Annotated in this window: 25 protein-coding genes and 5 pseudogenes; 12 read left to right on the top strand and 18 right to left on the bottom strand. The window is 62.2% G+C overall.

Annotated elements, in window-relative coordinates:
- Window positions 1-300: 300 nt before the first annotated feature.
- From hydA to E4191_RS03790, 5 genes are read right to left on the bottom strand one after another with little or no spacing between them, the layout of a single operon-like run.
- Complete coding sequence (hydA, locus tag E4191_RS03810; RefSeq protein WP_135312222.1) at window positions 301-1,713, bottom strand: dihydropyrimidinase; 1,413 nt, start codon at window positions 1,711-1,713, stop codon at window positions 301-303.
- Entirely contained in the window at window positions 1,710-2,948 is a 1,239-nt protein-coding gene (locus E4191_RS03805) for a cysteine desulfurase-like protein (protein WP_228461517.1), read from the bottom strand. The genes hydA and E4191_RS03805 overlap by 4 nt, the downstream gene beginning before the upstream one ends.
- A 13-nt stretch (window positions 2,949-2,961) precedes the next feature.
- Complete coding sequence (locus E4191_RS03800) at window positions 2,962-3,699, bottom strand: amino acid ABC transporter ATP-binding protein (protein WP_135312221.1); 738 nt, start codon at window positions 3,697-3,699, stop codon at window positions 2,962-2,964.
- Window position 3,700: 1 nt separating this feature from the next.
- On the bottom strand, window positions 3,701-4,372 hold the full coding sequence (locus E4191_RS03795) for an amino acid ABC transporter permease (RefSeq protein WP_135312220.1): 672 nt from the start codon (window positions 4,370-4,372) through the stop codon (window positions 3,701-3,703).
- Between the two features lie 46 nt (window positions 4,373-4,418).
- Window positions 4,419-5,177, bottom strand: coding sequence for a transporter substrate-binding domain-containing protein (locus E4191_RS03790; RefSeq protein ID WP_228461515.1), 759 nt, complete (start codon window positions 5,175-5,177; stop codon window positions 4,419-4,421).
- 182 nt (window positions 5,178-5,359) lie between these two features.
- On the opposite strand from E4191_RS03790, the gene E4191_RS03785 reads away from it, so the two are divergent.
- A complete protein-coding gene (locus E4191_RS03785) occupies window positions 5,360-6,046 on the top strand; it encodes a FadR/GntR family transcriptional regulator (RefSeq protein ID WP_228461513.1) in 687 nt (228 codons plus the stop codon).
- A gap of 307 nt (window positions 6,047-6,353) precedes the next feature.
- Here E4191_RS03785 and E4191_RS24530 read toward each other — a convergent pair whose 3' ends face one another.
- Window positions 6,354-6,782 (bottom strand): acetamidase/formamidase family protein, encoded by a 429-nt coding sequence (locus E4191_RS24530; protein WP_269436663.1) that lies wholly within the window; start codon window positions 6,780-6,782, stop codon window positions 6,354-6,356.
- Between the two features lie 32 nt (window positions 6,783-6,814).
- The gene (locus E4191_RS24525) at window positions 6,815-7,309 is read right to left on the bottom strand and encodes an acetamidase/formamidase family protein (RefSeq protein ID WP_269436662.1); all 495 of its coding nucleotides are present in this window, start codon (window positions 7,307-7,309) and stop codon (window positions 6,815-6,817) included.
- Between the two features lie 825 nt (window positions 7,310-8,134).
- Between E4191_RS24525 and E4191_RS03775 the strand changes: the two genes are divergently transcribed.
- Complete coding sequence (locus E4191_RS03775; RefSeq protein ID WP_135312218.1) at window positions 8,135-8,353, top strand: hypothetical protein; 219 nt, start codon at window positions 8,135-8,137, stop codon at window positions 8,351-8,353.
- A 93-nt stretch (window positions 8,354-8,446) separates the two neighbouring features.
- On the opposite strand, the gene E4191_RS03770 is transcribed toward E4191_RS03775, so the two are convergent.
- The 3 genes from E4191_RS03770 to E4191_RS23625 all read right to left on the bottom strand — a co-directional run bounded on the left by E4191_RS03770 (window position 8,447) and on the right by E4191_RS23625 (window position 9,581).
- Complete coding sequence (locus E4191_RS03770) at window positions 8,447-8,878, bottom strand: hypothetical protein (protein ID WP_135312217.1); 432 nt, start codon at window positions 8,876-8,878, stop codon at window positions 8,447-8,449.
- A 113-nt stretch (window positions 8,879-8,991) separates the two neighbouring features.
- A complete protein-coding gene (locus E4191_RS03765) occupies window positions 8,992-9,303 on the bottom strand; it encodes a chloride channel protein (RefSeq protein WP_331459626.1) in 312 nt (103 codons plus the stop codon).
- Between the two features lie 128 nt (window positions 9,304-9,431).
- Window positions 9,432-9,581, bottom strand: a complete 150-nt coding sequence (locus E4191_RS23625; RefSeq protein WP_168217389.1) for a hypothetical protein — start codon at window positions 9,579-9,581, stop codon at window positions 9,432-9,434.
- 233 nt (window positions 9,582-9,814) lie between these two features.
- On the opposite strand from E4191_RS23625, the gene E4191_RS03760 reads away from it, so the two are divergent.
- Window positions 9,815-10,159 (top strand): SGNH/GDSL hydrolase family protein, encoded by a 345-nt coding sequence (locus E4191_RS03760; protein ID WP_135312215.1) that lies wholly within the window; start codon window positions 9,815-9,817, stop codon window positions 10,157-10,159.
- A gap of 259 nt (window positions 10,160-10,418) precedes the next feature.
- Entirely contained in the window at window positions 10,419-10,700 is a 282-nt protein-coding gene (locus E4191_RS03755) for a hypothetical protein (RefSeq protein ID WP_135312214.1), read from the top strand.
- A 94-nt stretch (window positions 10,701-10,794) separates the two neighbouring features.
- Here E4191_RS03755 and E4191_RS03750 read toward each other — a convergent pair whose 3' ends face one another.
- Entirely contained in the window at window positions 10,795-11,163 is a 369-nt protein-coding gene (locus tag E4191_RS03750; protein WP_135314308.1) for a DUF6481 family protein, read from the bottom strand.
- A gap of 127 nt (window positions 11,164-11,290) precedes the next feature.
- Here E4191_RS03750 and E4191_RS03745 point away from each other — a divergent pair, with 127 nt between their 5' ends.
- Window positions 11,291-11,494, top strand: a complete 204-nt coding sequence (locus tag E4191_RS03745) for a hypothetical protein (protein WP_135312213.1) — start codon at window positions 11,291-11,293, stop codon at window positions 11,492-11,494.
- A gap of 162 nt (window positions 11,495-11,656) precedes the next feature.
- On the opposite strand, the gene E4191_RS03740 is transcribed toward E4191_RS03745, so the two are convergent.
- From E4191_RS03740 to E4191_RS03725, 4 genes and pseudogenes are all read right to left on the bottom strand, one after another.
- Window positions 11,657-12,550 (bottom strand): NAD-dependent epimerase/dehydratase family protein, encoded by an 894-nt coding sequence (locus E4191_RS03740; RefSeq protein WP_135312212.1) that lies wholly within the window; start codon window positions 12,548-12,550, stop codon window positions 11,657-11,659.
- Window positions 12,551-12,886: 336 nt separating this feature from the next.
- Window positions 12,887-14,161 carry an IS256 family transposase gene (locus E4191_RS03735; protein ID WP_135312211.1) on the bottom strand — a complete coding sequence of 425 codons (1,275 nt, stop codon included), beginning with the start codon at window positions 14,159-14,161 and terminating at the stop codon, window positions 12,887-12,889.
- 108 nt (window positions 14,162-14,269) lie between these two features.
- Window positions 14,270-14,938 carry a hypothetical protein gene (locus E4191_RS03730; protein ID WP_407947046.1) on the bottom strand — a complete coding sequence of 223 codons (669 nt, stop codon included), beginning with the start codon at window positions 14,936-14,938 and terminating at the stop codon, window positions 14,270-14,272.
- A gap of 490 nt (window positions 14,939-15,428) precedes the next feature.
- Window positions 15,429-16,557, bottom strand: a pseudogene (locus E4191_RS03725) (IS3 family transposase); the annotation flags it as partial.
- Window positions 16,558-16,652: 95 nt separating this feature from the next.
- Between E4191_RS03725 and E4191_RS03720 the strand changes: the two are divergent.
- The 4 genes and pseudogenes from E4191_RS03720 to E4191_RS24695 all read left to right on the top strand — a co-directional run.
- Window positions 16,653-17,924, top strand: coding sequence for an IS256 family transposase (locus E4191_RS03720; protein WP_135312179.1), 1,272 nt, complete (start codon window positions 16,653-16,655; stop codon window positions 17,922-17,924).
- A gap of 223 nt (window positions 17,925-18,147) precedes the next feature.
- Window positions 18,148-18,252, top strand: a pseudogene (locus E4191_RS03715) (IS5/IS1182 family transposase); the annotation flags it as partial.
- Between the two features lie 117 nt (window positions 18,253-18,369).
- Window positions 18,370-19,722: an IS5 family transposase gene (locus E4191_RS03710; RefSeq protein WP_135314307.1), complete on the top strand. Its 1,353-nt coding sequence runs from the start codon at window positions 18,370-18,372 to the stop codon at window positions 19,720-19,722.
- Window positions 19,719-19,805 (top strand): annotated as a pseudogene (locus E4191_RS24695) (IS5/IS1182 family transposase); the annotation flags it as partial. The gene E4191_RS03710 and the pseudogene E4191_RS24695, both read left to right, overlap by 4 nt.
- Before the next feature lie 20 nt (window positions 19,806-19,825).
- On the opposite strand, the gene E4191_RS03705 reads toward E4191_RS24695, so the two are convergent.
- From E4191_RS03705 to istA, 3 genes and pseudogenes are all read right to left on the bottom strand, one after another.
- Complete coding sequence (locus E4191_RS03705) at window positions 19,826-20,299, bottom strand: IS66 family transposase (RefSeq protein ID WP_228461509.1); 474 nt, start codon at window positions 20,297-20,299, stop codon at window positions 19,826-19,828.
- A gap of 114 nt (window positions 20,300-20,413) precedes the next feature.
- Window positions 20,414-21,142: an IS21-like element helper ATPase IstB gene (gene istB / locus E4191_RS03700; protein WP_135312210.1), complete on the bottom strand. Its 729-nt coding sequence runs from the start codon at window positions 21,140-21,142 to the stop codon at window positions 20,414-20,416.
- Window positions 21,075-22,683, bottom strand: a pseudogene (gene istA, locus E4191_RS03695) (IS21 family transposase). Before istA ends, istB begins: the two are co-directional and overlap by 68 nt.
- A 433-nt stretch (window positions 22,684-23,116) precedes the next feature.
- On the opposite strand from istA, the pseudogene E4191_RS24090 reads away from it, so the two are divergent.
- From E4191_RS24090 to E4191_RS03675, 3 genes and pseudogenes are all read left to right on the top strand, one after another.
- Window positions 23,117-24,517, top strand: a pseudogene (locus E4191_RS24090) (replicative DNA helicase).
- Window positions 24,514-24,843, top strand: a complete 330-nt coding sequence (locus tag E4191_RS03680) for a hypothetical protein (protein WP_135312207.1) — start codon at window positions 24,514-24,516, stop codon at window positions 24,841-24,843. Before E4191_RS24090 ends, E4191_RS03680 begins: the two are co-directional and overlap by 4 nt.
- Window positions 24,840-25,820 (top strand): hypothetical protein, encoded by a 981-nt coding sequence (locus tag E4191_RS03675; RefSeq protein ID WP_135312206.1) that lies wholly within the window; start codon window positions 24,840-24,842, stop codon window positions 25,818-25,820. The genes E4191_RS03680 and E4191_RS03675 overlap by 4 nt, the downstream gene beginning before the upstream one ends.
- Window positions 25,821-26,177 lie beyond the last annotated feature (357 nt).

The following is a 26,177-nucleotide window of genomic DNA, read 5'->3' as shown; positions in this document are numbered from 1 at the left end:
TGTCCAGAACCAGCCTCACCGCGCGGTCACGCACCCCATGGGAAGACGTGTTCGTTGTCTTGCCCATGATGCTCCACCCCATTCAGCAGTTGGGGTTTTCGGCAAACCTGGCACGGTTCGGTTGCGTCAGTTCGGTATCATGGACGTGGTGACGCTCAGTTCCGCTGGAAGAGACCACCGCGGCTGTCGAAGGCGTCTGACGACGCTGCATGGCAAGACGCATCACAGCCAATTGACCAGCGGCTTCTCCAGATCGCGCAGAGCGATTCGCATCTGATCGCCGTCCCCGCATCAATTGGATCAGGCGTTTTCGAACGTCTCGCTGATGGCACGGGCCAGATGCCCTCCCTGTGGCTGACCGGTTGGAACTCCGTCCCGGGCGATGGTCCGACCGCGCAGCAGGGTGCGGACCGGCCAGCCGGTGATCTCCATCCCCTGGTAGGGTGTGTAATCGCAGCCGTGGTTCAGCGATGACTGTCGGATGGGCTGGGTCAGGGTCGGGTCCCACAGCGTCAGGTCCGCATCCGCGCCGATCGCGATGCTGCCCTTCTGCGGATAAAGGCCATACAGCCGCGCCGGGTTTGTCGAGGTCAGCGCGACGAAGCGCTGCAGGCTGATCCGACCCTTGCTGACGCCTTCGGAAAACAGGATCGGCAGGCGGGTCTCCACGCCGGGGATGCCGTTGGGCACCCATTTGAACGAGGTCCGGGCCCGGGGATTGTCCTTGCTGCCCGGTCCTTCGATGCGGAACGGGCAATGGTCGGACGAGAACAGATCGAACGTCCCGTCGCGCAGCCCCTGCCAGATCGCCGCCTGGCTGTCCGCATCACGCGGCGGCGGCGAGCAGACGCATTTCGCGCCCTCGAAATCCATGTTCAGCCCGCGCAGATCCTCGGCGGTCAGGGCGATGTATTGCGGGCAGGTCTCGGCATGGACCTTGAGGCCGCGGGCGCGGGCCCATTGGATCTGCTCCATCGGGTCGCGGCCCGAAACATGCACGATCACGATGGGCACGTCGATCAGCTGGGCGTGGCTGATGGCGCGGTGGGTGGCCTCGCGCTCGGCGATCTGGGCATGGGCCTGACCGTGGTAATAGGGCGCGGTGCGACCCTGATCCTCCAGCCGGCGGGTCAGGTGCTTGATCGCATCGTGACCCTCGGCATGGACCATGACCAGCGCGCGTTCGCGGCGGGCGACCTCGAACACGTCCAGCAGCTGCGCGTCGTTCAGCACCAGATCGTCATAGGTCATGAAGACCTTGAACGAGGTATAGCCGTCGCGCACCAGCGCCGGCAGCTCTTGACCCAGAACCTGCGGGGTGGGGTCCGTGACGATCAGGTGGAACGAGACATCGGTGTGGCAGTTGCCTTCGGCCTTGCGGTGATACTCTTCGACGCAGGCGCGCAGCGACTGGCCCTTGATCTGCAGCGCGAAGGGCAGGACCGTCGTGTTGCCCCCCGCCGCCGCCGAGCGCGTGCCGCTGGCGAAACCGTCCGCCATGACCGTCCCGTCCGAGGTCGGCTGGTCCAGATGCACATGGGCGTCGATCCCGCCGGGCAGGACCAGCAGGCCCGAGGCGTCGATGCGGTCCGCTCCGGTCAGCCCCTCGCCGATCTGGGCAATGCGCCCGTCGCGGATGCCGATATCGGCGGTGTAGCTGTCAGCGGCGGTGACGACCGTGCCCCCCGTGACGACCAGATCCAGACCGCTCATGCCGCCTCCGCCAGGATGGCGGTCAGCGCCTCGGTCAGGCGGTCGACCTGCGCGACGGTGTTGTAATGGACCATCGAGACGCGCAGCACGCCGCCCTCGTGGTCCTCGCCCAGATGCTCGACCAGCCGGCGCGAGTGGAAATCGCCGAAGCGCATGGCGATGCCGTGATCGTCCATCGCCCGCGTCAGCTGGCCCGAGTCGAGGCCGTCGAACCTGAAGGCGATGGTGGGGACGCGGGTGCTGTCCCGGTTGGCGGCCTCGCCGATGATCCGGCAGTCGTTGCGGGCGCCGAGCCATGCCAGCAGGCGGTCGGTCAGCAGATCCTCCTGGGCGGTGATCAGGCCATAGGCGGCGGCCAGCAGCGCGCGATCGTCGCCCACGGCCCCATGGTGGCGGGCAAGGCCGGTCAGATAGGCCAGGATGCCATCGGTGGCATAGGCAGCCTCGTAGCTGGGATTGCCCGGCTCCAGCTTGGCGGTGACTTTGTCCTTGCCGTAGAAATAATGATAAAGGCCGTCCAACCCGGCCAGCAGGTCGTATTTCCCGTACATCAGCGCCCCATGCGGGCCGTAGGCCTTGTAGAGGCTGAAGACATAGTAATCGACGTCCCAGGCCCGCACGTCGATCAGCCGGTGCGGGGCATAGGCCACTGCATCGACGCAGATCAGCGCGCCCCGGTCATGGATGAACCGCGCGAAGTCGGCGATGGGATGCACCTTGCCCAGAATGTTGGACACATGCGTGACGCAGACCAGCCGCGTGCGCTCGGACATCAGCGGTTCCAGATCGGCCAGCTGCAGGTCCATCGTCTGCGCATTCAGCGGCCAGACCTTGAGGATGACGCCGAACTCCTCCAGCCGGGTCCAGGGGCCGATATTGCTCTCGTGATCGGCCATGGTGACGATCACCTCGTCACCCGGCACGAACTGTCGGCGCATGGCCTGCATCAGGTTGCCCATCAGCACCGTGGTCGAGGGGCCGAAGACGATCTCGTCGGGGCGGGCGGCATTGACCAGCGTGGCCGCCGCCTGCCGCCCTGCCGCCAGAGCCTGCGCGGCAGCCTGGGACACGGCATAGCTGCCGCCGATCTGCACGTTCCGGTGGGTCAGGAACTCGACCATCCGATCAAGCGCCGGCTGCGCGATCTGGGATCCGCCGGCATTGTCGAAGAAGACCCAGTCATCCGTCAGGCCGGGAAACTGGGACTGCACGTAAGCCATGTCCAGCTGTGTCATCGAATAGCTCTTTTCAGTGGTTCAGCACGGCGCCCAGAAAATCGCGCGTGCGGGGTTCGCGGGGACGGGACAGCACCTGTGCGGGCGGTCCCTCTTCGACGATCTGTCCCGCATCCATGAAGATGACGCGGTCGGCCACCTGGGACGCAAAGCCCATCTCGTGCGTGACGACGATCATGGTGACGCCGGTGCGGGCCAGATCGCGCATGACGTCCAGCACCTCGCCCACCATCTCGGGGTCGAGCGAGCTGGTGGGCTCGTCGAACAGCATCACCTGCGGTTCCATCGCCAGGGCGCGGGCGATAGCCACGCGCTGCTGCTGGCCGCCCGACAGATGCTCGGGGTACTTGTCGGCCTGATTGCCGATGCCCACGCGGTCCAACAGGCGGTCGGCCTGGGCGCTGGCCTCGGCGCGGGCGGTGCCGCGCACCCGGCGGGGGGCCAGCATGACGTTCTGGCGCACGGTCAGATGCGGGAAGAGGTTGAAGGACTGAAAGACCATGCCGACCTCGGCGCGGACCTTGGCCAGGGCACGGCCCGAGGTGACGGGAATGCCGTCCACGCGGATCTCGCTTCCCTCCGAGAACGCCTCCAGCCGGTTGATGCAGCGGATCAGCGTCGATTTCCCCGACCCCGAGGGGCCGATGATGCAGACCACCTCGCCCTTGGCCACGTCCAGATCGATCCCCTTCAGGGCCTCGAAGCTGCCATAGGACTTGCGCAGGTTCCTGATGCTGACAAAGCCGGTCATCCTAACGCCTCCTTGCCGCGAAGCGGCGTTCCATGCGCGACACCAGCGCGACCAGCGGCCAGAGGAACGCGATGTAGATCATCGCGGCCACGATCAGCGGCGTCGGATTGGCGGACAGCGCCTGCGCCTGCGTGGCCTGCTTCAGCAGGTCGGGCATGGCCACGACCGAGGCCAGCGCGGTGTCCTTGACCACGTTGATCGAATTGTTCGTCAGCGGCGGAATGACGATCCGCACCGCCTGCGGCAGGATCACGTCGGCCATCGTCTGCCTCCCGCTGAGGCCCAGGGCGGCGGATGCCTCGAACTGGCCCTTGGGGATCGCCTCGATGCCGGCGCGGAAGATCTCGGCCGTGTAGGCGCCCGAGACCAGCGTCAGCGCACTCATGGCCGAGACGAAGGGCGACAGGCGAAGCCCCACGAAGGGCAGCGCGTAATAGACGATGATCAGCAGCACCAGAAGCGGGATCGACCGGAAGATGTCGATGTAGAACCGGGTCAGGACCCGAAGCGGTCCGGGTCTGTAAAGCCGCGCCATGGCCAGGGCCAGCCCCAGAGCCAGCCCCCCCACGATGCTGGCCGCCCCCAGCTGCAGCGTGATCCACAATCCCTGCATCAGCATGGGAAAGGTCCGCCGCATGACCTCGGCGTTCAGGAAGGTGTCGAAAATATCCATGAGCGTCCTTTCGGGTCCGGGACCGGCCCGGACCCGGGTCTTCGGATCAGTCCAGCGCCGGCATCGGCAGGACGGTCATAGTCGAGGAGCCCTCGTCGGGAGCCACGCCGAACCATTTCTCGTGCAGCTCGGCCAGCACGCCCTCGGTCTTCAGCTCGTCCAGCACCGCGTTGACCTGGGTCGCCAGCTCGGCATCCTTGGCGAACATCATCGAATAGGTCTCGCCCGTCGGAATGCGCTCGACCACCTCCAGTTGCGGCTTGTCGCGGACATAGTATTGCAGCGCCGGAATGTCCGAGACATAACCGTCGATCCGCCCCGCCTGCAGGTCCAGCATCGCGGGTGCCAGCCCCTCATAGCGGCGGATGTCGGCAAACCCATAGGTCTCGGCCTGCTCGGTCGCCCACATGTCGCCGGTCGATCCCGTATCGACGCCGACGACCTTGCCGTCCATCTCGGCCAACGATTTCGGCCCCTCGGCCAGTGCGGTCAGCGACTGGTCGCTGTCGTAATAGGGCTGGGCGAAGCTGACCGATTCCAGACGCTCGTCCGTGATGGTGATGGACGAGGTGGCGATGTCGATCCGCCCCGACTGCACCGCCGAAAAGAGGCCGTTGAAGGGAATGTTCACCGTCTCGACCTCGGCCCCCAACCGCTCGGCCACGGCCGCCACCAGATCGATCTCGAAGCCGACGAAGTCGCCGGTGTCGTCCTGGAATTCCCACGGCACGTTGCCGATATTGGCGCCGACCGTCAGCGTCTCCTGCGCCGCCGCCGAAAGCGCCGTCCCCGCCAACAGCGCCATGGTCAATCCCGTCAGTCGCATTCCCTGTCCCGGCATGGTAACTCCCCGTCCTTATGATTTTGGATTGACCGGCCTAACCGGTCTGACCAGTATCAAGCCACGCTCGGGATGCGTTTGCAATGCCTGTCGCGGGATGTGCAGATGGCAGCGGGCAGGATGCCGCCAAGAGAGGCAGTTGGGACATGATGTGGGACAAGGCGCCGGTGACGCAGGTGATCGCGCGCAGATTGCAGGACATGATCCGCTCGGGCGAACTGAAGCCAGGCGAGCGCCTGCCCTCGCAGCGCGTTCTTTCCGAGCAGATGAACGTCTCCCGGCCCACCCTGCGCGAGGCCTTGCTGACGCTGGAGACCCTGGGCCTTGTCCAGACCCTGCCCGCCCGCGGCACCTTCGTGCGGGATCCGGCGTCCCGGCCTGCACAAGCGGTCTGGCGTTATGACGACGCGCACGATCTGCGCGACGTCTTTCAGACGCGGCTGCTGATCGAGGCCGAGATCTGCGCGCTGGCGGCAGAGGCCATGACCCGGGACACCATCGACTCGCTGCAGTCCGCCGCCAAGACGTTCCAAGACGCCTGGCATCGCGGCGATCTGGTGGCCCATGTCGAGGCGGATCTGGCCCTGCATCAGGCCATCGCCGATGCCTGCCCCAACCGGATGCTGGCCAATGTCTATGCCAACATGCAGCACCTGCTCAGCGAAACGCAGCGCCAGCCCATTCCGAACACCGACCCGGACCGCATGCTACAATCCATCGAGGAACATCGCTCCATCATCGCCGCCTTGGAAGGCCAGGATGCCGACGGGGCACGGCGGCACATGCAGCAGCACATCCGCAACACGGCCCGCTGTGCCGGCCACAGCGTCTGAACGGCCATCCAAGGCCTCGGGTATCCGCAATCGCTGAGGTCCGCCTGATGATCCCCGGCGGTCTGCGACGACAGCAGTGTGGCGACTTCCGGCGCCCGGATCCGGATTGTGAGCCCGGCCCCGGCGGCCATGGCCTGGATGACCTGGGCCACCTGCTGCCAGATCGGGTTGTCGGGAGCGGTCATATCGACGCTGTCCACCCCGACCGAGCCTGGTCACCCGGGTCGTTTTCCAGCACAATCCGCTCTCAAAACGCCTACAAACCAATACAAACCTAGGCGCCGCCGAAATCGTCCCCCGAATGTCGTCAGCCTTTGGTGAGAAGCGTTTTCTTCAGTCGGCCGTGAACGCCCTTTTCGCCGTTCACGGTCTGGGTCACCGCGAAGTCCACGGCGAGCGAACAGAACTGGTAGGCCTCGGTCGGGGTGATGCCGGTCCGTTCGCAGATGATGGCGATCATCTGGCGCAGGGCGATGCGCATCGCCTCGTCCAGATCGGCGTGAAAGCCCATCGAGATGATCTCGTCCGCCGTCTCGGCCCGGGGCAAGGTCACCGAATGCTCGCCGGCCTTGCGCAGCGTGAAGGTGAAGGTGCCGATCAGCGACATCTCCAGCGCGGTGATGCAGACCTCGCCGTCGCCTTGGCAGCCGTGCCCGTCGCCGCAGGAGAAGAGCGCCCCCTCGGCATGGACGGGCAGCGACAGCGTGGCGCCCGGCGTCAGCAGCTTGAGGTCCATGTTGCCGCCATGCAGGCGCGGCTGGATCGAGGTCAGCTCTCCCCATTCGGGGGCGGGGCGACGCCCATCACCCCGAAGAACGGGTTCAGGGGCAGCACGGCGCCCCAGGGCAGCCGCGCCGTGCAGGCCGCGCGATCGACCGGGATCAGCGTGGTCGCCTGCTGCGAGACCGGAAACTCGCCGATCAGCGTCCCCGAGCTGGGACGCACCAGGTTGAAGCCCCAGTCCGCGCCCAGCTCGACCGCATCGATGCGGATGTCCAGCACGTCGCCGGGCTGCGCCCCCCGGATCGCCACCGGCCCGGTCAGCAGATGCCCCCGCCGGGGCAGGTCCGTCACCAGGATGTCCCGCAGCGCCGGGGCGACGGTCATGCCCGACCCATCGGGCGGCAGCACCTCCTCGCGCCCCGAATGGGTCTCGATCGTCAGGGTGTCGCCGGCGTCGATCTCCAGCACGGGGGGCAGTCCGGACCAGAAGCGGCCCCAGTGAACGGTCCGGGGCGTGGCCGCGAGAAAGTGGGTGGTCATCGGTCGGTTGCCTTCCATCGTCGAGACACTGCGCGTCAGGTCTCGGATCTGTTGTCTTCGAACCATGATCACGGTTCTGTCGCGATCATGGCTGTCAGCATCGTATTTCCGCCGCCAGGGGCGCGATCGCAAGGTTCCATTGGGGCTCAGCCCCGCCTGCCGGACCTGGAACTCGTCGACCGTCCAGGTGCGGGGCACCTTCGGTCATGGCAGTCGAGATAACCAGGGATCGCGGAAAAGCACCTTCAGGGGGGCCGTGATCCGCGCCGGAAGAGCCTCGGATCGCCACGATATCGGGCATGAAGACCTGGAACTGCGCGGCTCACCTTCACCCCCCGGTTCATGCGAGGCGCTTCATCGATAGCGATCCTGTTGCACCGGTCGGCTTTTTGCAGTTCGGCGTCGCTGGCTGCGCTGAAACGCCCGGGAGGCCTTCCCGAAACCGGTCATCCGGCTTGTCGGGACGATCCGCAACGGGCATTATCTTGCGTGCGAGTCGTTGCCGACACTTTGTTACGTCACCGGTGGAACGATGCAGAGATCTCTTGCGGCCCGCCATTGGCACCCTGACTGGTTTGCGGCCACCAGGAAGACACCGCTTCCGCTGGTGCGAGTTAACCGGGCCGCGATGGACTTGAGTCGAACGCTGTTACTGGCGATGCCGTCTATCAGGAATGAGACGGCGCCGGACTCAACTTTAGCGTGCCTCGTCTTCAGGCCCGTCAGGGCCTGTGCTAGGGATCACCGGTCGAGCAGGCTTCGAGGAGTTGCCTGAAGATTAAATGGCACGCTAAGGTTTGGCAGACCCGACGGAGACGAGTGACGATGAGCGACGTGCCGAAGGAATTGGTCCCGTTTCCCCTGGATTTCGACCTCGATGAGGGGCCGTGCCTGGTCTGCGGCGGCCAGCTTGACCTGGAGTGGAGATGCACGGAATGCGGGGCAGATCATTTCGAAGGCGTCATGCTGATCATCGGATACGGAACGCCCCCGAAGGGCGCCTTCACGTCATCGGCGACCAAGCCCACCCCGTCGAACCGATGAGTCTGACTAATCTGTAACCCATTCAATGGCGCGGCATCTCGTCGACCGTGCAGGTCGGGTCCACTTGTCGCTAGTCTGCCATGACTCGGCAGTTTACGTACCGGTGCCGGATTTCTGATTTTCGATCCGCGCCGGAACAGCCGCTCTCGGATGACGATGCCCCCTGATGACCCCAGGCTCCAGGTAATAGCAGAACGAGACATAGATCTTGGTCACCGGTGAACGGATCTCGTCCGAGAACTGCTCCGCGAATGACGGCCAGGACGTATTGATGGCCTCGTGCCAGATCTCGGTCACCTTGTAGACGTTGAAGCAGTTGCCCCCGCGTGAACTGAAGGTGTCGAGGCACCGCAGGGACAGCCATTCGTCGGTTCGTGGCAGATGGGCCAGTTCGTAGGACCCCAGGAAGACCTCCTCGGATATGTCGAAGACATTGTCTGCCACGTTTCGTGCGACAAGACGATCTTCATAAATCTCAGCGCGGAATGTCACGGTCGTCCCCTTGTCAGCGTCCAGCAAGACCATGTAGCAGCCCTGCTGGATAGGTCAAAATATTTGACCGATTCTTGGACGGCCCGAGGCTGACCGAAGGCCCCTGCCCTTCACCGTTCGTGCCCCGCGCCCTTGACCACGCCATGTCAGTCGGACAGGGGCAGCCTGGGTTCGCAGGGCTGCTGCCCCGACGGCGGTTCTACCGGCGAAGGCGTTGACGCTTCCGGAAGTGCCGGGGAAAAGACCCCGCCACCCATCCACCCGCCCGGCGTGATCGCCATCCCCAAGGCCTTGACCACCGCAACCATGATCGCCTCGGCCAGCCCGATCTGCCCCAAGAGCGCTGCGGCCGTGGTCTCGTACCTGACGCCGATGATATGGGGAAAGAGGATGCCGATCATCCCCAGCGCCAGTCCCGCAAGCGTGGGCCTGATGGGTGCGTCAAAGCTGGATCCCAATTCACCAGAGACGTCGAACTTCTTATCTCAACGGTCTCCGGTGACAGCCGTCCTCAAATAGACCTGTCACGAAGGGCCGAATTCACCTGATGCCGGATCAGGGCCAGAAAACCGAACAGACCTGAAATTCAGATCTTTGTCTTGAGGCTGCGAGAGCCATGGGGAACTGATCTGACCGGAGTGGAAATACCCCACGCACCCGCTTGAAGTTGCAGGCGTTCCTGCAGTTCACGATAATCCGCCCTGTGCGCGTATAATCCGATCGCGGAAATGATCATTCCCAAGTCCTTTGCGGAAACACAGGAACGAAGTTCCGCAATATTTATCTGCTGTGACATTTAAAAATCCTACTCTACGAAAATGCTTATGATCGTTAATACTAGGTGGTTCAGATGTCCGAAACCTGACTTTTCGCACAGGTTGTTTTCGGGGAGGGATCAACGCCCCCATGGTTGAGAACTTGTCTACAGGGCGGGCAGGCGCTGCCCGACCATCACCTATACCGGCGTTAATGAACGCTTCTCCCCGTCAGGGGCTCAGGGCCTTCGACGTTCTTGAACGCGCCGGTAGCGACCTAGGAACGGATGATCTGACACCGGAGGTTCTGGTGCTGGCACCGCCCCCACTTGGGGAGCTATACCCCGAGGGGCGGGCAGAGCGTTTTGCCGGGGGCGTAGAAAAGACCCACGCGCTTCCCGAGCATGACCAGACGATTGCGGAAGCGGCCGATGCGGAGTTCCTCGATGTCGGGACACTTGCTGAGACGGATGGGATAGACGGGTTGCATCTGTCGGACGGTGCGCATGAGAACATTGGGCGAGGAGTGGCCGAGAAGGTGAGGGCCATTCCGGAATAGGTCGTCTATGAGGCGCGTCTGGTTCACAGGCGCGCCGCTCGAACGCAACCCGTTGCCCATGGCTGCGGGTCACGGCATGGGCCAGCCGCGCCCGGCCCCTCAGGTCACCCAAGCTGGCCATATGCGGGACCAGCGCCATTCACAGACTGACAAACGGCAAACGTCTTTACCCGGTCCCCTCCTGCCCTCTTGCCCCGGCCACGAGGACCACCTGATCCGTAATGGTCACCTTCATGCGGCCCTTTCAGAGGTAGATCATGTGGCTGTGCTGACCACGGACGTGCTGGTCCTTCCGGCCGATCGCGATCAAACCAGTTCAATTTCGATCGCGGCCAATGGCAAGCCATTGAAGCTGGCCTGCTATATCTCCCCCGGACAGACCGGCAATGCGCGCGTTAGTGTGCCGGTCGTCACGAGATCGCTGGCCTTCAAGGGCACGGCGCCGGGCATCCTGGCAATCAGATCGACGAGGTGGCCCAAGGCTGCATTCTCAAGGCCGGCAACGAAAGTTCCCGATCTTGAGGCATTTCAGCCGAAGTGACTCTTGAGGCAAAACCGGACAATCTTGCCCTGACCGATGGTTCATACAGAAGCCATGAACAGAGGCAGTTCATGTCCGGAAGGAAACCGGTGTTCTAGCGCTTCTTCGCTTTGCGGTTGGCATAGCGCCGGTCGCGCTCGGCTTTCTGGGCCGCCTCATCCTCAGCGGTACGTGAGTTGAGGTCCTTCTCAACCTCATCACGCGTTTCCGCCTCGATTTTGGCCGTCGCATCGGCTGCCAAGGCTTCACTGCGCGCGCGCTCCTGCTCTGCAAGCTTCACCTTCGTGGCCTCTGCCTGGCGTGCCTCTCTGGCTGCAGCCACCGCCTTGAGTTCTTCCTGGCGTGCCAGTCGGGTCGGTTCAGCAGCTTCCTGCGCAGCCCGGTGCGCTTGCAACAGAGCAGCCTTTGCGTCCGCAGCATCGCTGCGACGACCGGTGAAATCATTCTCTCTCGGGTTTTTCATGTTCATGTTCCGTTGGAAGTAGGGTCGCTCGACACGTCAATCCTGCGCGACGTAGTGCAAGAGGCGCACATTTGCCAGCTTCGAGTGGTCCCGTTGCTCCGATTGACCCGGCGCGCAGCAGATATTAGTGAAAAGTTCCGGTTTTTTGGAGGAGGCGTTGGTAGCCGCAGTCGTCGCCATGACCCGGCACAATCGCCAAGCCAATGCCGACTTCGGCCATCCCGCGGCGTACAACCCTATCGCGCCCACCGTGAAGATCGCAGACCTGCGCAACAACCTTGACATGACCCGCGTGGCGGATCCTACCTTCCCGATAAGGGGCGGTCACTGAAATACCTCAAGGTGCTCAGGGTGCGGGGCGTTTCCCCGGAGTGGAATGGGGGTTCCGGCGCTCCTGTCCTGTGACCAACACTTGGCCCTCCGCAAGCTCCAAGTCGCCACGAATTCGCAGCTCCAGAGCTTGCGGACACCCCCCCTGCCCCTGCCGGCCAGATCAGACGTCCACGTAGTTCCGCCACGGATGCGCTTCCCGAAATCCCAGCACGTCGCGGATCTTGCGATTGGAGAGCGGGGCCTCGTCCTTGCCCATCGGCCGGGTGATCGGCGTATCCGGCGCATATGTCGCCAAGAATTCCGCCGTCGGCAGGGTGGCGGTGATGGTGTCGTTCACCGCGTTGAAGACCTGATAGCCGAGCCCGTCCTTCTGCAGGCAAAGATGCACGATCTCGCCCAGATCGCGGGCGTCGATATAGCTCCAGGCGTTGCGCTTGCGGCTCATCGGGTCGGCCAAGTAGCCGGGGAAGTTGGCGTATTCATGCGGCTCGATGACGTTGCCGATCCGCAGGGCATAGACATCCGCCCCATAGCGCATCGCGAAGGCACGGCCGGTCTTTTCGTTGACGACCTTCGACAGGCCGTAGCTGTCCATCGGATCGCTGTCGTAATCCTCCTCCAGCGGGAAGGAGTGATAATCCTTGTCCCCTTCGCCAAAGCAGACGCCATAGGTGGTTTCCGAACTGGCGAAGATCACCTTGCGCACGCCCAGCTTCATCGCCGCTTCCAGCACGTTGTAGGTGCCGACGGTGTTCTGCGCGAAGGTGGTGTTGTCGGGGTTGATCATCACCCGCGGCACGGCGGCGAAATGCACGATGGCGTCGGGGGCCTTCGGCGGCGCGCCTTCGTCGAAGCCGTCAAAGCCGAAATGGGTGGTGAAGGCGTTGAAGACCTGGCCGCTGTCGGTGATGTCAGTGATCAGCGTGTTCACCCCCAGACAGTCGAGCGGCTTGAGATCGACGTTCAGGATCTTGTAGCCCTTGGCCAGAAGATGGGGCACGGCATGGCGACCGGCCTTGCCGGTGCCGCCCGTGAAGATGATGCGCTTGGTCATGAGACTCTCCGTATCCTTAAATTTGTCCGACGGTCCTGATCAGCTGGTCGCAGCCGGCAACACCCGTGGTCGAGCGCTTTTTCGCACGCGAGGCGGTATGAGTTTTACCTTTATTGTTGCGGGAACAGTTTTTTAGCTGTTGCTGTCATCTCCCATTGTGCAGCCCGTAAAGCTTCGCCGACCGACGGCACCACGCGATCTGACTGAGCATTCTTCAGTCCCAAGGCGTTCGGACGGACAACGATATGTGGCACTTCCCCGGTCAGGATCAATTCATTCTTGCGTGTATCGACAACCTCAGCCGAGCTATGCGGGATTTTGGGTGACGCGGCCTGATCAAGCGGCGCGGCTTTCGTTGGCGTCCTGCTCGGCGACACCGTCAGCGAACTTGACGCCTTCGACGACGAGAGGCAACTGGTTTGCGCCCTTCAGCCGTCGCCATTTCTTCGCTGCAGCCTGAACCAGCTTGAACACCATCAGCTTCGCCGTCTTCTGAGACAGCGCGCCTTTGGCTCGGACGGTGCGATGGCGGACGGTCGCGAAGACGCTCTCGATCGGGTTGGACGTGCGCAGGTGGTCCCAGTGAGTGGCCGGGAAGTCGTAGAAGGCCAGCAGTGCCTCTCGATCCTTGGTCAGGCAGGCGACGGCTTTCTCGTATTTCACGCCATACTTCTCGACGAAGGTATTGACGGAGGTTTCTGCCGCCGCGCGGGTCGCGGCTTGCCAAATCTCCCGCAGGTCAATCTTCACCGCCGGGTGCATCGACTTAGGAAGCTTTTTCAGGATGTTGGACACCTTGTGGGTCCAACAGCGCTGGCGGCGCGTGTCGGGGAAGATCTCATCCAGCGCCTTCCAGAAGCCAAGGGCACCATCTCCGACCGCGAGGTCCGGTGGCGCCGAGAGGCCGCGGACCTTGAGGTCGACCAGAGGTTCGTGCCAGCTCCGCGCGCTCTCGCGGACCCCGACCTGGAACGCCAGCAGCTCCTTCTTCCCTTCCGGCGTCGCGCCGATGATCACCAGCATGCACTCGGTCTGCAGCTCCATCCGGGCCTGCAGATACACGCCGTCGGCCCAGACATAGACGTAGCGCCGGGCCGAGAGGTTTCGGCGTTGCCAGCGGTCATGTTCGGCCTGCCACTCGCCCGTGAGCCGCGAGATCGCTCCTGGCGACAGGTTGGGCGCATCCGGACCGACCAGCGCGCTCAGAGCCTCCTGGAAGTCTCCAGTCGAGACGCCGCGCAAGTAGAGAACCGGAAGCAGAGCATCAAGGCTGAGAGAACGGCGCGCCCACTTCGGAACAATGCGCGAACTGAACCGGATCCTGTCCTCCGGCGGCGCATCAGCTGCCCGGTCGCGCACCTTCTGTCTTTGCACCGGGATAAGGGCCGATCCCCGTCTGGATGTTGCGCTCATGGCCCCGGTGCCGTGGTGGACAACGCGCTGCCGGCCATCGGGCGGGCGCTCCTCAGCAAACTGCGCGACAAAACTCGCGGCCTCAGCCCTGAGAGCCGCCGCCAGCATCTGCCGGGCGCCGTCGCGTGCAATCTCGGTGAGTGGATCAACGACAGATCCGGGCTGGTGAAGCGGGGTGATCGTGATATCATCTTCCAAGGCGTATCGCTCCTTCGGGAGGTTCTGGTAGGCTTTGACACCCGCCACGATACGCCGCCTTCTCAGACCCCATCACCCAAAATTGGCCATAGCTCGGTGACCTCCACATTAATCGTCCGCTATGCCGCCATCCGGCCCATCGAAAATGCTGCGGCATGAACGAATGGCTGCAGTGCGAAAGCGGCACCGCAGCATCCGCAGTACGGATGACGAGAGCAAATTCACTTCGCGCCATCGCGCATCTTCCTTGCCGTAGAAGGCCGCGAACAGCTCCAGCTCGGAGACGCCATGGTCGGCCTCGACATTAATGACGTTCATCCAGACGTCCCACTTGCCGAACGGGCGCTCTTTGAACCGGGCGTAGGACGAGTGGTCGATCTTGAGAACAAAGAAAGGGATCAGCTCTGCAAAGAGGCGTGCCGGTTCCTGCGCAAGGGCGCCACCGCGTTTGGTCAACCCGAGTTCGCCTTTTAAGTGTCTACCGAGGTGCAGAGTTATAAGAAGGTAGCGCAGGACCTCGAGCGGCAGGAGTTCGTATTCGTTGATGACTTTGCTGTAGCGAAACATCTCTTCGGCCCCTTTCCCGGGCCAATCGAAGTTCTCGACCGCCCATTGCACGAAGACACGCCTGAATGCCTTCATCTTGGTCGAGCCGATAGATCGATGATCCTGGGCATAGCGAAGCGTCAACAACGTCGCGCGCAAGAGCGGCGAGTGCGCCAGGTCGGGATGGTCGTCAGGGAGGGTACGAAACCCGATCACGGCCGATGCTGCCACAGCAGATTTCACGACGCCAGAATCAAAAGGTCCCCGCGTTTCCGGGGGCCTCGTCCAACGTTGATGTGGCGTTGAGCTGCTTTCTGGCCATGCGAAAGCCCCGCTATTGGGCGGGGCGTAGGGTATTGTTATTACGTGTATTTTTGGTTGCGGGGACAGGATTTGACCTCAACCGAACTCTTTCAGTTCTGCAAAGGTCACCGTCAACCTTCAGGTTGTGAGCCTAACCCGACGATTTCAGCTAAGCATCACAGATCCACCGTTGCAGTATAACAATTTCATATTGGGGAGCTTTAATCCCGGCGCGGGTCGTTCCTTACCGCTTTTCGCCTACACGAGCCGCCTGAGAACGACGTGTCAGCGTTGAGGTGGCGTTCATCTGACAGTAGCCTGCCTCATAAATTTACATCAAGCATTCGGCATAGACTCCAGACCTATTGAACTCAGGCTTTTGGCGTGATTCTGGTCTTGCCCCTCTTTCACCGGACACTCAGGCGGTTGTGGTTTGAGCTGCAATGAACTCGCGAGGCGAGCGCATTTTCAGCCCTGAATGCGGGTGATTGTCGTTGTAGTCCTCGATCCAGCCTCCGATCAATCCGAGAACGGTTTGGGCATCTGGTAATGGCGTCACCTGAACGTAGTCGCGCTTTAACGTCTTTACGAAAGCCTCTGACATGCCGTTGCTCTGAGGGCTCCGGACCGGGGTGAAGCAAGGCTTCAGACCAAGTTGGCGGGCGAAGATCTGCGTGTCCCTGGCGATGTAAGGTGAGCCGTTGTCGGACAACATCTCGACGACCGAAGGCGCACGGTATGTCCCGAAGCGACGCTCGACGGCTTCGAGCATGATGTCGCGGATGTCGGACCCGCTGATCCCGGCGTTCACCACCGCACGCCAGGCGATGATTTCGCGGGCGTGGGCATCAAGGATGAAGGCGCCACGAACGATGTCTCCGTTCCAGCAGGTGAACTCGAACCCGTCTGAACACCAGCGCAGGTTCGAACGCATGACGATGACCTTGCCGTCATGAACATGCTCGGGCCGTTCCATATATTTCCGCGCCAGCAGCAGGCTATGGGCCTGCATAATCCGGTAGACCCTCTTGTGATTGACCCGTGCCAGGCTTTCAGACCGCAGCTGGCGGTTCAAGATCGCAGTGATGCGACGGTAGCCATAGGTCGGCTTGGCCGTCACCAGCGTGGCGATCCGCGGCACCAGCTCCGCGTCCTGCGCCTTGTAGTAGCGCCGACGCGGCTTTGTCTTGCCCTTCAGTCGATCAACTAGGTTCGAGCGGGCCACACCAAGGGTTTCTGCCACGACCTTCACCGGAAACCGTCCGTCAGCGGCGACCGCGCGTGCAAGGTCAGTTTTTTTGAGCGTGACTTGTCCAGGGCCTCGCGCAGGATCTCGGCCTCGAGCGTCTTGCGGCCAAGATGCCGTTCAAGTTCGCGAATGCGATCCTCGAGTTGCCGCACGACTTTGTTGCTGTGACGTCATCATCCTCGGTCACAGCGACACTCCCCCCTTCGAGCATGAGCCTGCGCCAACGATACAACAGGTTGGGTGCAACGCCATTGCGCCGCGCAACGATGGAAATGCTGGCTTGATGTTCCAGCGTCTCGAGCTATGGCCGATTTTGGGTGATGGGGTCTGAGAAGGCGGCGTATCGTGGTGGGTGTCAAAGCCTGCCAGAACCTCCCGAAGGAGCGATACGCCTTGGAAGATGATATCACGATCACCCCGCTTCACCAGCCCGGATCTGTCGTTGATCCACTCACCGAGATTGCACGCGACGGCGCCCGGCAGATGCTGGCAGCGGCACTCAGGGCTGAGGCCGCGAGTTTTGTCGCGCAGTTTGCTGAGGAGCGCCTGCCCGATGGCAGGCAGCGCGTTGTCCACCACGGCACCGGCCCTGAGCGGAACATCCAGACCGGGATCGGCCCTATCCCGGTGCAGAGACAGAAGGTGCGCGACCGGGCAGCTGATGCGCCGCCGGAGGACAAGATCCGGTTCAATTCGCGCATTCTTCCGAAGTGGGCGCGCCGTTCGCCTAGCCTTGATGCTCTGCTTCCGGTCCTCTACTTGCGCGGCGTCTCGACTGGAGACTTCCAGGAGGCTCTGAGCGCGCTGGTCGGTCCGGATGCGCCCAACCTGTCGCCAGGAGCGATCTCGCGGCTCACGGGCGAGTGGCAAGCAGAACATGACCGCTGGCAACGCCGAAACCTCTCGGCCCGGCGCTACGTCTATGTCTGGGCCGACGGCGTGTATCTGCAGGCCCGGATGGAGCCGCAGGCCGAGTGCATGCTGGTGATCATCGGGGCGACGCCGGAAGGGAAGAAGGAGCTGCTGGGGTTCCAGGTTGGGGTCCGCGAGAGCGCGCAGAGCTGGCATGAACTGCTGGTCGACCTCAGGGCCCGCGGCCTCTCGGCGCCACCGGACCTCGCGGTCGGAGATGGTGCCCTTGGCTTCTGGAAGGCGCTGGATGAGATCTTCCCCGACACGCGCCACCAACGCTGTTGGACCCACAAGGTGTCCAACGTCCTGAACAAGCTTCCGAAGTCGATGCACCCGGCGGTGAAGACTGACCTGCGGGAGATCTGGCAAGCCGCGACCCGCGCGGCGGCAGAGACCGCCGTCAATACCTTCGTCGAGAAGTATGGCGTGAAATACGAGAAAGCCGTCGCCTGCCTGACCAAGGATCGAGAGGCACTGCTGGCCTTCTACGACTTCCCGGCCGCTCACTGGGACCACCTGCGCACGTCCAACCCGATCGAGAGCGTCTTCGCGACCGTCCGCCATCGCACCGTCCGAACCAAAGGCGCGTTGTCTCAGAAGACAGCGAAGCTGATGGTGTTCAAGCTGGTTCAGGCCGCAGCGAAGAAATGGCGACGACTGAAGGGCGCAAACCAGTTGCCTCTCGTCGTCGAAGGCGTCAAGTTCACTGACGGTGTCGCCGAGCAGGACGCCAACGAAAGCCGCGCCGCTTGATCAGGCCGCGTCACCCAAAATCCCGCATAGCTCCAGCGTCTCCTCGACGATCCGCAGCTTCTCGGCAGCGGTCCAGCGGCGCCGACGACCGCCATCAGTGATGATCTCAATCTCAGACATAAGCACGTGCTCAGGCATATGCCTAAGCCTCCATGGCTATGCCTAAGTGTCCGGTCGAAACAGGGGCCAGTTCAGATTCATGCGCCGCAGGGAGACCTGATCGATGAGCAACCTCTACTGGCTGACCGAGGCGCAGATGAAGCCGTTCTTTTCGAAAAGTCATGTCAAACCCCGCGTCGATTATCGGCCCGTCCTCAGCTACCTAGTCCGGCCTGAACAACATTTAACCATTTAGATTTGTTTGCTTATTCTCCCAAAGCGATAGCGGGGAATTGCAAGGTTTCGTATGCTGGTACTTGAAACCTTGCGAATTTCCGGAGCTGTGATGAAGCCTCGTCCGCGCGCTGAAGAGCAGGATGATCTCCTGCGTCCCCGCCTGACCGACATGATCGATCTGCGCCATGAACTGGCGAAACTGGCCGCGCTGATTGACTGGGAGTTCTTCGAGACCGAATGGGCAGGCTTCTTTCCTTCCACCACAGGGCGGCCGGCCACATCGCCGCGGCTGGTGGCGGGCCTGCTGTATCTTCAGCACGCCTATCGGCTCTCTGACGAGGCCGTCGTCGCTCGTTGGGCCGAGAACCCTTACTACCAGCATTTTACCGGTGAGACGTTCTTCCAGCACAGCCCACCGATCGACCCGTCCTCCCTGACCCGGTGGCGCAAGCGGATCGGCGAGGAAGGTGCGGAGTGGCTGCTGACCAAGACGATCGAGGCCGGGCGCAGATCAGGCGCGGTGGAGGATCGCAGCCTGTCGCGTGTCGCCGTGGATACGACGGTGATGGAAAAGAACATCGCCCACCCGACCGATGCGCGCCTGTATGAGACCGCACGTGGAAAGCTTGTCGCCCTCGCCAATGAAGGCGGGATCACGTTGCGGCAGAACTACAATCGTCTCGCGCCGCGCCTGGCGGTGCGGATCGGGCGCTACGCCCATGCCCGGCAGTTCAAACGCATGGGCAAGGCTCTGAAACAGCTGAGGGGATACACCGGTCGTGTCCTGCGGGATATTCGCCGGCAGTTGGACGGGATTGCGGAGGGGTCCTTCCGCGAACGGGTTCTGGACACTCTCGTGCTCGTCGGTCGTCTGCTCCATCAGACCCCCAAAAGCCGCGGCAAGATCTACGCCCTGCATGAGCCCGAGGTCGATTGCATCTCAAAGGGCAAAGCCCGCAAGCGCTACGAGTTCGGCACCAAGGTCAGTCTGGCCACCACCATCGACGAGGGCTTCGTCGTGGGCATGCGCGCCTTGCCGGGAAATCCTTACGATGGCCACACATTGCCCGAAGCCCTGGAGCAGGTGGCCATCCTGACTGGCAGGACCCCGGAGCTGGCGGTCGTGGACCGCGGGTATCGCGGCCATGGGGTGTCGGAAACGAAGGTCCTGATCAGCGGCACCCGCCGCGGCCTGACGCAAAAGCTGAAAGCGCTGCTGAGGCGACGCAGCGCCATCGAGCCCGAGATCGGACACATGAAGACAGACGGACGCCTGTCGCGCTGCCCGCTGAAAGGCACGTCCGGCGACGCCATCTTTGCCGTGCTCTGCGGCTGCGGCCACAACATCCGCAAGATCCTGGTCCACCTCAGGGCTTTGTTGGTCTTTATTGTAGCCGCTATCTTGCAAGTGATCAGGACAGAAAACGGCTATCTCGCTCATGGGCAGCGTTGTTCAGCCTGAACTACCTAATCTTTATCAATCGCAATGGGTTGCGGTAGTGCGATGCGCCGAAGGAATACGGCCCAGCCAAGACCTTGTATAACGTAAGGGCGACGTTGCGGCCCTATGCGGTGAGGCTTGACGGCTGCATGTGGCGCCAGGGCATGAGGTCCTCGATGCGTGATCTGGGATGCCCGTCAAGGATGGCGCGGAGGGTGTCCGCGAAATAGTTGACGGGGTTCACGCCAGCCATTTTGCAGGTGGCGACGAGAGAGGCGAGCATGGCCCAGTTCTCTGCGCCGACCTCGTTGCCGGCGAAGAGGGCGTTCTTGCGCGTCAGCGCGATCGGGCGGATCTGGTTCTCGACCGGGTTGGTGTCGAGCTCGAGGGTGCCGTCGTCAAGGAAGCGGATCAGGCCGGGCCAGTGGCCAAGGGTGTAGCGGATATCTTCTGCCAGCATGGATTTCTGCGGGATGCGCGAGAGCTGGGTCTCCAGCCAGGGCTTGAGCGCTGCGATGATCGGGGCGGCCTGGGCGCTCCGGACGGCGAGACGGTCGGCGGGAGCCTGGCCGCGCACGGTCTTCTCGATCTGTGTCAATCGGCGCCCAATATTGACCCCCTTTCGGCGTGCAATTTTGACCCCTTAGCTGTGTGGTGATCAGGGTCTGTCCCGACGCAGCTGATCATGTTGCGGAGGCGGGACAGACCCTGATCAGGCGCGGTTCTTGAAGCGCCAGGACTCGTTGCCGGTTTCGAGGATCTCGCAGTGATGCGTGAGGCGGTCGAGCAGGGCCGTTGTCATCTTGGCATCGCCGAAGACGGCCGGCCATTCGCCGAAGGCAAGGTTCGTCGTGACGATGATGGACGTGCGCTCGTAGAGCTTGCTGATCAGGTGGAACAGCAACTGGCCGCCTGCCTGAGCGAATGGAAGATATCCCAGTTCGTCGAGTACGATGAAGTCGAGACGGGTCAGGTATTCGGCCGTGCGCCCCTGTTTACCGCTGCGGCTCTCGGTATCGAGCCTGTTCACCAGATCGACCACGTTGAAGAAGCGGCCTCGGGTGCCGTTCCGTATCAAGGCGCGAGCGATCGCGATGGCGAGATGTGACTTTCCCGTGCCAGTGCCACCGATCAGCACGACATTGCGCTGGTCGGCCACGAATGTGCCAGTCGCAAGATCGCGCACCAGGCCCTCGTTGACCGGTGTGTCGGCAAAGTCGAAGTCTTCGATATCCTTCGCGAGCGGCAGCTTTGCCACGGTGAGCTGATACTTGATCGATCGGGCCTGCTTCTCGGCGATCTCTGACTGCAACAGATCACCGACAATACGGGGCGGTTCGAACTGGCGCTTGATACTGGTGGCCATGATCTCGTCATAGGCGCTGCGCATCCCGTAGAGCTTGAGAGTGGCCATCAATTCCAGAACCTGGGTGCGTTCCATCGTAGTTTGTCCTCCTGAGGCTGTCGTAGCGTGCGCAATCAGCCACGGGCTCGTGGGTCAGCCGCAACGCGGTGGGGGTGAGAAGCAATGGAGGTGGTGCCGGGTCCCGGCTGCGCGCGAGGATGTTGATGATGACCGGCGCCGAAAAGACGCCCTGTGCGAGGGCCTCCTGGCACGCGGCTTCCACAGCAAGGAGGCCATCGGTCGCGACGCAGCCGAGGATTGCCACCATCTGTCGGTCGCCGTCATTCATGCTCTTGAGCTTGCGGCGCACCGTCGCTATCGCGGTCGGCAGCACCCAGTTCTGGAACGGGGCACCATTCCGTAAGGCGCCGGGTTTGCGTGCCAGAACAGGCACATAGTGCCAGGGATCGTAGACCGTCTCGTTCCTGCCAAAGCAGCGGGAATGTTCTGCCACGATGACCCCGTCCTGCCGGATGACGATCTTCTCGGCATAAGCGTGGACTTCGACGGGCCGTCCGACAGCCGTCGAGATCACGGAATACCTGTTGTTGTCGAACCGGACGAGGCAGGTCTTGGAGACGGAGGCCGGAACGGAATGGAAGCCGTCAAACGAGCCGACATAGGGGACGAGGGTCGCGCGCTCTGTCTCGAACATCTGCCAGATCATCTGATCGCTGCGCTCAGGGTGCTTGTGCGCCTTCGCATAGGCGATGCATTTGTCGAGCAGCCAGACGTTCAGCTCGTCCAGGCTCCTGACCCGAAGCCTTGGGGTGAAGAACCGTTCGCGCACAAGGCCAACCTGGTTCTCGACCTGGCCTTTCTCCCAGCCCGACGCAGGCGTGCAGGCAACCGGCTGAACCAGATAGTGGCTGCACATCTGCAAAAAGCGCCGATTGTAGAGCCGCTCCTTGCCGATAAAGACCGCCTCGACCGCCGTCTTCATGTTGTCGTAGATCCCGCGCGTGCAAGTGCCCTTGAAGAAGGCGAAGGCCCGGTCATGCGCGTCGAACATCGAAGCCACCGCGGCGCCATCGGTTTGAGCCCGATGGCTGAGGCTCCTGGCTCTCGCGCATATACGCCCGGGCGAACATCATGCGGCTGTGGCAGAGCCTGACATGCGCGACCTTGACCGTCGTCGTCACGCCGTTGATCAGCACGACCTCATGGCTCCAGTCGAATTGGTAGGCCTCGCCGGGCGCATAGTAGAGCGGCACGTAGGCTTCGGCAGCCGCTGATCCGCGCGCCTTCGACCAAGTCTTGGCGTAACGCCGGATTGCATCGTAACTGCCCTCGTAGCCGAGTGACCGGACCTCCTCGTAGATCCGGATCAGGGTCAGCCGTTCTCGCGACGCCTTGCCTTCATTGGCAACTAGGAACCGATCCACCTCCGACTGCCAGGGCCCAACCCGCGGCATCGGCTGATGGTCACGCTCGTAGGTGAAGTCCGTCTCGTCTGACCGCAGGATCTTGCGCACCGTGTTGCGCGACACATGCAGGTCCCGGACGATGCGCTTCATCGACCAGCCCTGCACATGAAACGCCCGACGCACCCGCGCTATCGTATCCACTCGCTTCAACTCCCCCTCCATCCGCTGCCTCGCAACGGATGGTCAGATGAAACCCGAGGGGGGTCAAAATTGGACGCCGATTACCCCGCCAAGGGGGTCAGTTTTGCACGCCGAAACACAGCAGGGAGCAGCATTCCGATCGCAAGCTCAGCGCGCAGCGCGTCGGGAAGCGGAAGTGAACGCCTTGAAAATTGCAAGCGAGAGCACCTGTGCGCTGAAACAGTCGAACTGGTCGCTGATCACAGACGCAACGAAGGTGCAGCATGATCATTCATAGCGCCGATATCACCTATCCCGAAATTGACTCAACTGTGGCGCCGGTGATCCACTCGCCGCGCGCGGAGACGCCGAGGGCCGAAGGTTATGAAGATCCGACATGGCCTTGGAAGCACGTAGCGAAAGTGGCGGCCGCAATGGTGCTCGCAACCAGTAGGAGCGCGCGATGAACGTTGCAGCTCCGATCCCGCTGGATGCCGGCTTCTACTCGATCGAGGCCGAGCAGCAACTGCTCGGCTCGTTGATCCTGTCTGATAGGCTGACGGCGATTGTGATGAGGTTCGGGGGCGACGCGCTCTTTTATGACCCGGTTCATGCCGAACTCTATCGGCTGATTGCGCGGAAGTACAACGCAGGTGAGCTGGTAAGCCCGATCACTTTGAAGGCGGTGCTGGAAGGCGATGATCTTCTCGACGGTCATGGCGGCATCGCGTACGTCGTAAGACTTGTTGGCGGTTCAATCTTTACCGATCGAAAGTCGGTTGAGGGCATTGCGCAGCTGCTTGGCCAATATGCTCAAAAGCGGGCGCTAAATGCTGCCATCTTGAAGGCGCAACAAGAGCTCATGCGCGGCGAAATGCCGCCTGATGATATCGCGACACGGCTCGAGGGCGCTCTGGCTGCGCGCGAGATGGCGGTGCAGACGATGCGCCCGACGTCCATGCTAGCCGCGGTAAACGAGGCCATCAGCTTGGCGAACGAAGCCTACCGTGGCGAAACCGCAAACCTCGTTCGTTTCGGCATCCCCCCATTGGATCGCCTCATTCCGGGCCTTTACCCAGGAGAACTTACGTTGCTTGGCGGGAGACCTGCGATGGGAAAGTCGGCCGTTGCGCTGACGATGGCGCTGAACGCGGCCAGAGCGGGCCATGGAGTCGCTATCGCCTCTTTGGAGATGACACCGGCGGCGATGGCTTAACGAGCGCTCTCAGAGGCAACAGCGCGAGCGGGAAGCTCTGTACCCTACACGAGCATGCGGCGCGGCGACATGGAGGAGGGACAGTTCCGGTCTGTCATCGAGGCAGCGCAGCACGTTGGCCATTTGCCGATCACGTTTCTATCCCGCGCCTACTCGAACGTCGATGCCCTCGTGGGCGGCGTCCGGCAGATCGCCCGTACGACTCCCAACCTCCGCCTCCTGATCGTCGACTACGCGCAGTTGCTCAAGGCGCAGGGAAAGGACCGGTATCAGCAGGTTACCAATATCAGCCTGGCGCTCAAGGGCATGGCAATGGCGCTGGACATCCCTGTGCTGGCCCTGTCGCAGCTGTCGCGCGACATCGAGAAGCGAGTTGATAAACGTCCGACGCTGTCGGATCTCCGCGAGTCTGGCCAGTTGGAACAGGATGCCGACAACGTCCTCTTCTGCTTCCGGGATGAATACTATCTCGCCCAAGAGGAGCCTGATGGCAAAGACATCGACAAGCTGGCTGAGTGGCAAGTTCGGATGGATTCCACGCGAAACCGCCTCGACCTCATCGTTGCAAAACAGCGCATGGGTGAGACAGGCACCGCCAAGGTGATGTTCGAAGCTTCCACCGGCATGATCTGGGAGGCCGAACGATGACCAAAAAGCTGTCCGTCTCGCTGCTTCCTCATCACATGCCAGTGCCGCCGGCTAAGAGCAATACATGGGGCGACTGGGTAAGCTGGTTCGTGATGGTCATAAACCCGGACGACGCGCAGTTCGGGTTCATCGCTTCGTTGCTCCATGATGTGGTGAAGCACGGCTCGCTGGGTGCGCATCAGCCTGCGGCTTCGAACAATGTCATCCGCCGGGTTCAGGTGGCCTACTACCTAGGGGAGCATTGCCTGAAACTTCGGCTCTCACCGCACAAGGCGATTGGCTTCCGCCCGTGGCTAGCAGTCGACAACACGAAAGAAGGTGCATGATGCGGGACTATGCCAAGATTTCCTGTACGCTTTGGGGAAGCCGGAAGTTCAGAAGCCTGCCTGACGATGCCAAGCTGTTGTATCTCTACCTGCATACCTGCCAACATGTGAACTCCGTCGGCTGTTACGTGCTTCCTGAAGGATATGCGACGGCCGATCTGGAATGGAATGTTGAACAGGTCCGAAACGGTATCGAAATGCTTTTAAAAGCCGACCTGATCGCCTTCGACCGCACTGAGAACCTCGTCCGCATTGTGGACTTCCTGAAGTACGACCCGTTCGCCAACCCGAAGCACGCGGCGGGTGCAGTCAAGATCGCAATGAAACTGCCAGACTGTCCGGAACGCCGGCGTTTGCTGGAGGAGATTTCTCGGCAGACGCATGCTCAGCCAGTCCTGAAGCAATACGGTATCGATACGGTATCGATACCGTATCGATACCCCGAACCCGAACCCAAACCCGAACCCAAGACCAAGCCCGAGCCCAAGCCAGCCGCAGCGCACGACGAAGATCGAAAGGTCGAACTCCGGCAGAGGGTAATTGCTGTGCTGGGCTTGAAAGGAAATGAGCTGAACACCAGTGGCACGTTCAAGGTGCTGGGGATGGATAGGGACAATTGGCCGATGCGTTTGGAGGTTTGGAATCAGCATAGACTGTCCAATGATCAAATCATTCTGGCCATCACGGGCGCCGTCGGCCGTGCGCGGCAGAAGGATCCCACGTTCTGCCCGAGTTCGGTAAAATATTTCGATCAGCCGATCGCCACCTTTGCCCGCGACCTGATGTCCGGGAAGGTCGATGCAACAAGTGAACGGGTCGCTGTCCCGATCTACCTGATCCCAGAGCATGCTGCGCGCGATGCAGCTATTCGAAAGGAATACGAGGGACTGATGGATAGGGAGGATTCAGCTTCCGTTGCGCGCCGCAAGAAGTTGGTGAAGGAGCTGGCTGACCTGAAGATAGAGGCGGCCGCGTAATGCTGTCATGGACGCCAAGCCGCCACTACAGCTTTGGCATCTATTGCACGCCGTTGGAGTGGCGCCACGGCAATGATCGCGAACGCTTGCCACAACGGACCGGCCCCCGCCGGCCTTGGGTCCTTCCACTGCAGTTTTGTATGCGGTGGGCTTAGTCGCGCAAGGTTTCCAGTTGCAGGCGAGAAATCTGGGTTTCCACCTGGAAACCATTGCTTTCCACCCGGCCGAGGGTTTCCACTCCGTCTTCGGTTTCCACTTGCCCGGGAGGGGGTCAGCAATCCCGCACCACATTCCCTCCCGCCTATCGGTGATGCATGTCACCAAACTGGGAGCCCTCTGACATGACCCGCGGTTCCA

This window comes from Paracoccus liaowanqingii, from assembly GCF_004683865.2.
GTDB lineage: Bacteria > Pseudomonadota > Alphaproteobacteria > Rhodobacterales > Rhodobacteraceae > Paracoccus > Paracoccus liaowanqingii.
Note: the sequence above shows the minus strand (reverse complement) of the source record. Positions and strands in the feature narration are given on the sequence as shown.

Excerpts from the sequence above, each read along its gene's own strand:
- E4191_RS03710 (WP_135314307.1), top strand. The coding sequence starts at position 18,370 with ATGAAGCCTCGTCCGCGCGCTGAAGAGCAGGATGATCTCCTGCGTCCC.
- E4191_RS03770 (WP_135312217.1), bottom strand. The coding sequence starts at position 8,878 with ATGGTCTTGCTGGACGCTGACAAGGGGACGACCGTGACATTCCGCGCT.
- E4191_RS03760 (WP_135312215.1), top strand. The coding sequence starts at position 9,815 with ATGAACGCTTCTCCCCGTCAGGGGCTCAGGGCCTTCGACGTTCTTGAA.
- E4191_RS24525 (WP_269436662.1), bottom strand. The coding sequence starts at position 7,309 with ATGACCACCCACTTTCTCGCGGCCACGCCCCGGACCGTTCACTGGGGC.
- hydA (WP_135312222.1), bottom strand. The coding sequence starts at position 1,713 with ATGAGCGGTCTGGATCTGGTCGTCACGGGGGGCACGGTCGTCACCGCC.
- E4191_RS03675 (WP_135312206.1), top strand. The coding sequence starts at position 24,840 with ATGATGCGGGACTATGCCAAGATTTCCTGTACGCTTTGGGGAAGCCGG.
- E4191_RS24530 (WP_269436663.1), bottom strand. The coding sequence starts at position 6,782 with ATGGACCTCAAGCTGCTGACGCCGGGCGCCACGCTGTCGCTGCCCGTC.
- E4191_RS03795 (WP_135312220.1), bottom strand. The coding sequence starts at position 4,372 with ATGGATATTTTCGACACCTTCCTGAACGCCGAGGTCATGCGGCGGACC.
- E4191_RS03740 (WP_135312212.1), bottom strand. The coding sequence starts at position 12,550 with ATGACCAAGCGCATCATCTTCACGGGCGGCACCGGCAAGGCCGGTCGC.
- E4191_RS03805 (WP_228461517.1), bottom strand. The coding sequence starts at position 2,948 with ATGACACAGCTGGACATGGCTTACGTGCAGTCCCAGTTTCCCGGCCTG.
- E4191_RS23625 (WP_168217389.1), bottom strand. The coding sequence starts at position 9,581 with ATGATCATTTCCGCGATCGGATTATACGCGCACAGGGCGGATTATCGT.
- E4191_RS03775 (WP_135312218.1), top strand. The coding sequence starts at position 8,135 with ATGAGCGACGTGCCGAAGGAATTGGTCCCGTTTCCCCTGGATTTCGAC.
- E4191_RS03750 (WP_135314308.1), bottom strand. The coding sequence starts at position 11,163 with ATGAAAAACCCGAGAGAGAATGATTTCACCGGTCGTCGCAGCGATGCT.
- E4191_RS03800 (WP_135312221.1), bottom strand. The coding sequence starts at position 3,699 with ATGACCGGCTTTGTCAGCATCAGGAACCTGCGCAAGTCCTATGGCAGC.
- E4191_RS03785 (WP_228461513.1), top strand. The coding sequence starts at position 5,360 with ATGATGTGGGACAAGGCGCCGGTGACGCAGGTGATCGCGCGCAGATTG.
- E4191_RS03790 (WP_228461515.1), bottom strand. The coding sequence starts at position 5,177 with ATGGCGCTGTTGGCGGGGACGGCGCTTTCGGCGGCGGCGCAGGAGACG.
- istB (WP_135312210.1), bottom strand. The coding sequence starts at position 21,142 with ATGGAACGCACCCAGGTTCTGGAATTGATGGCCACTCTCAAGCTCTAC.
- E4191_RS03680 (WP_135312207.1), top strand. The coding sequence starts at position 24,514 with ATGACCAAAAAGCTGTCCGTCTCGCTGCTTCCTCATCACATGCCAGTG.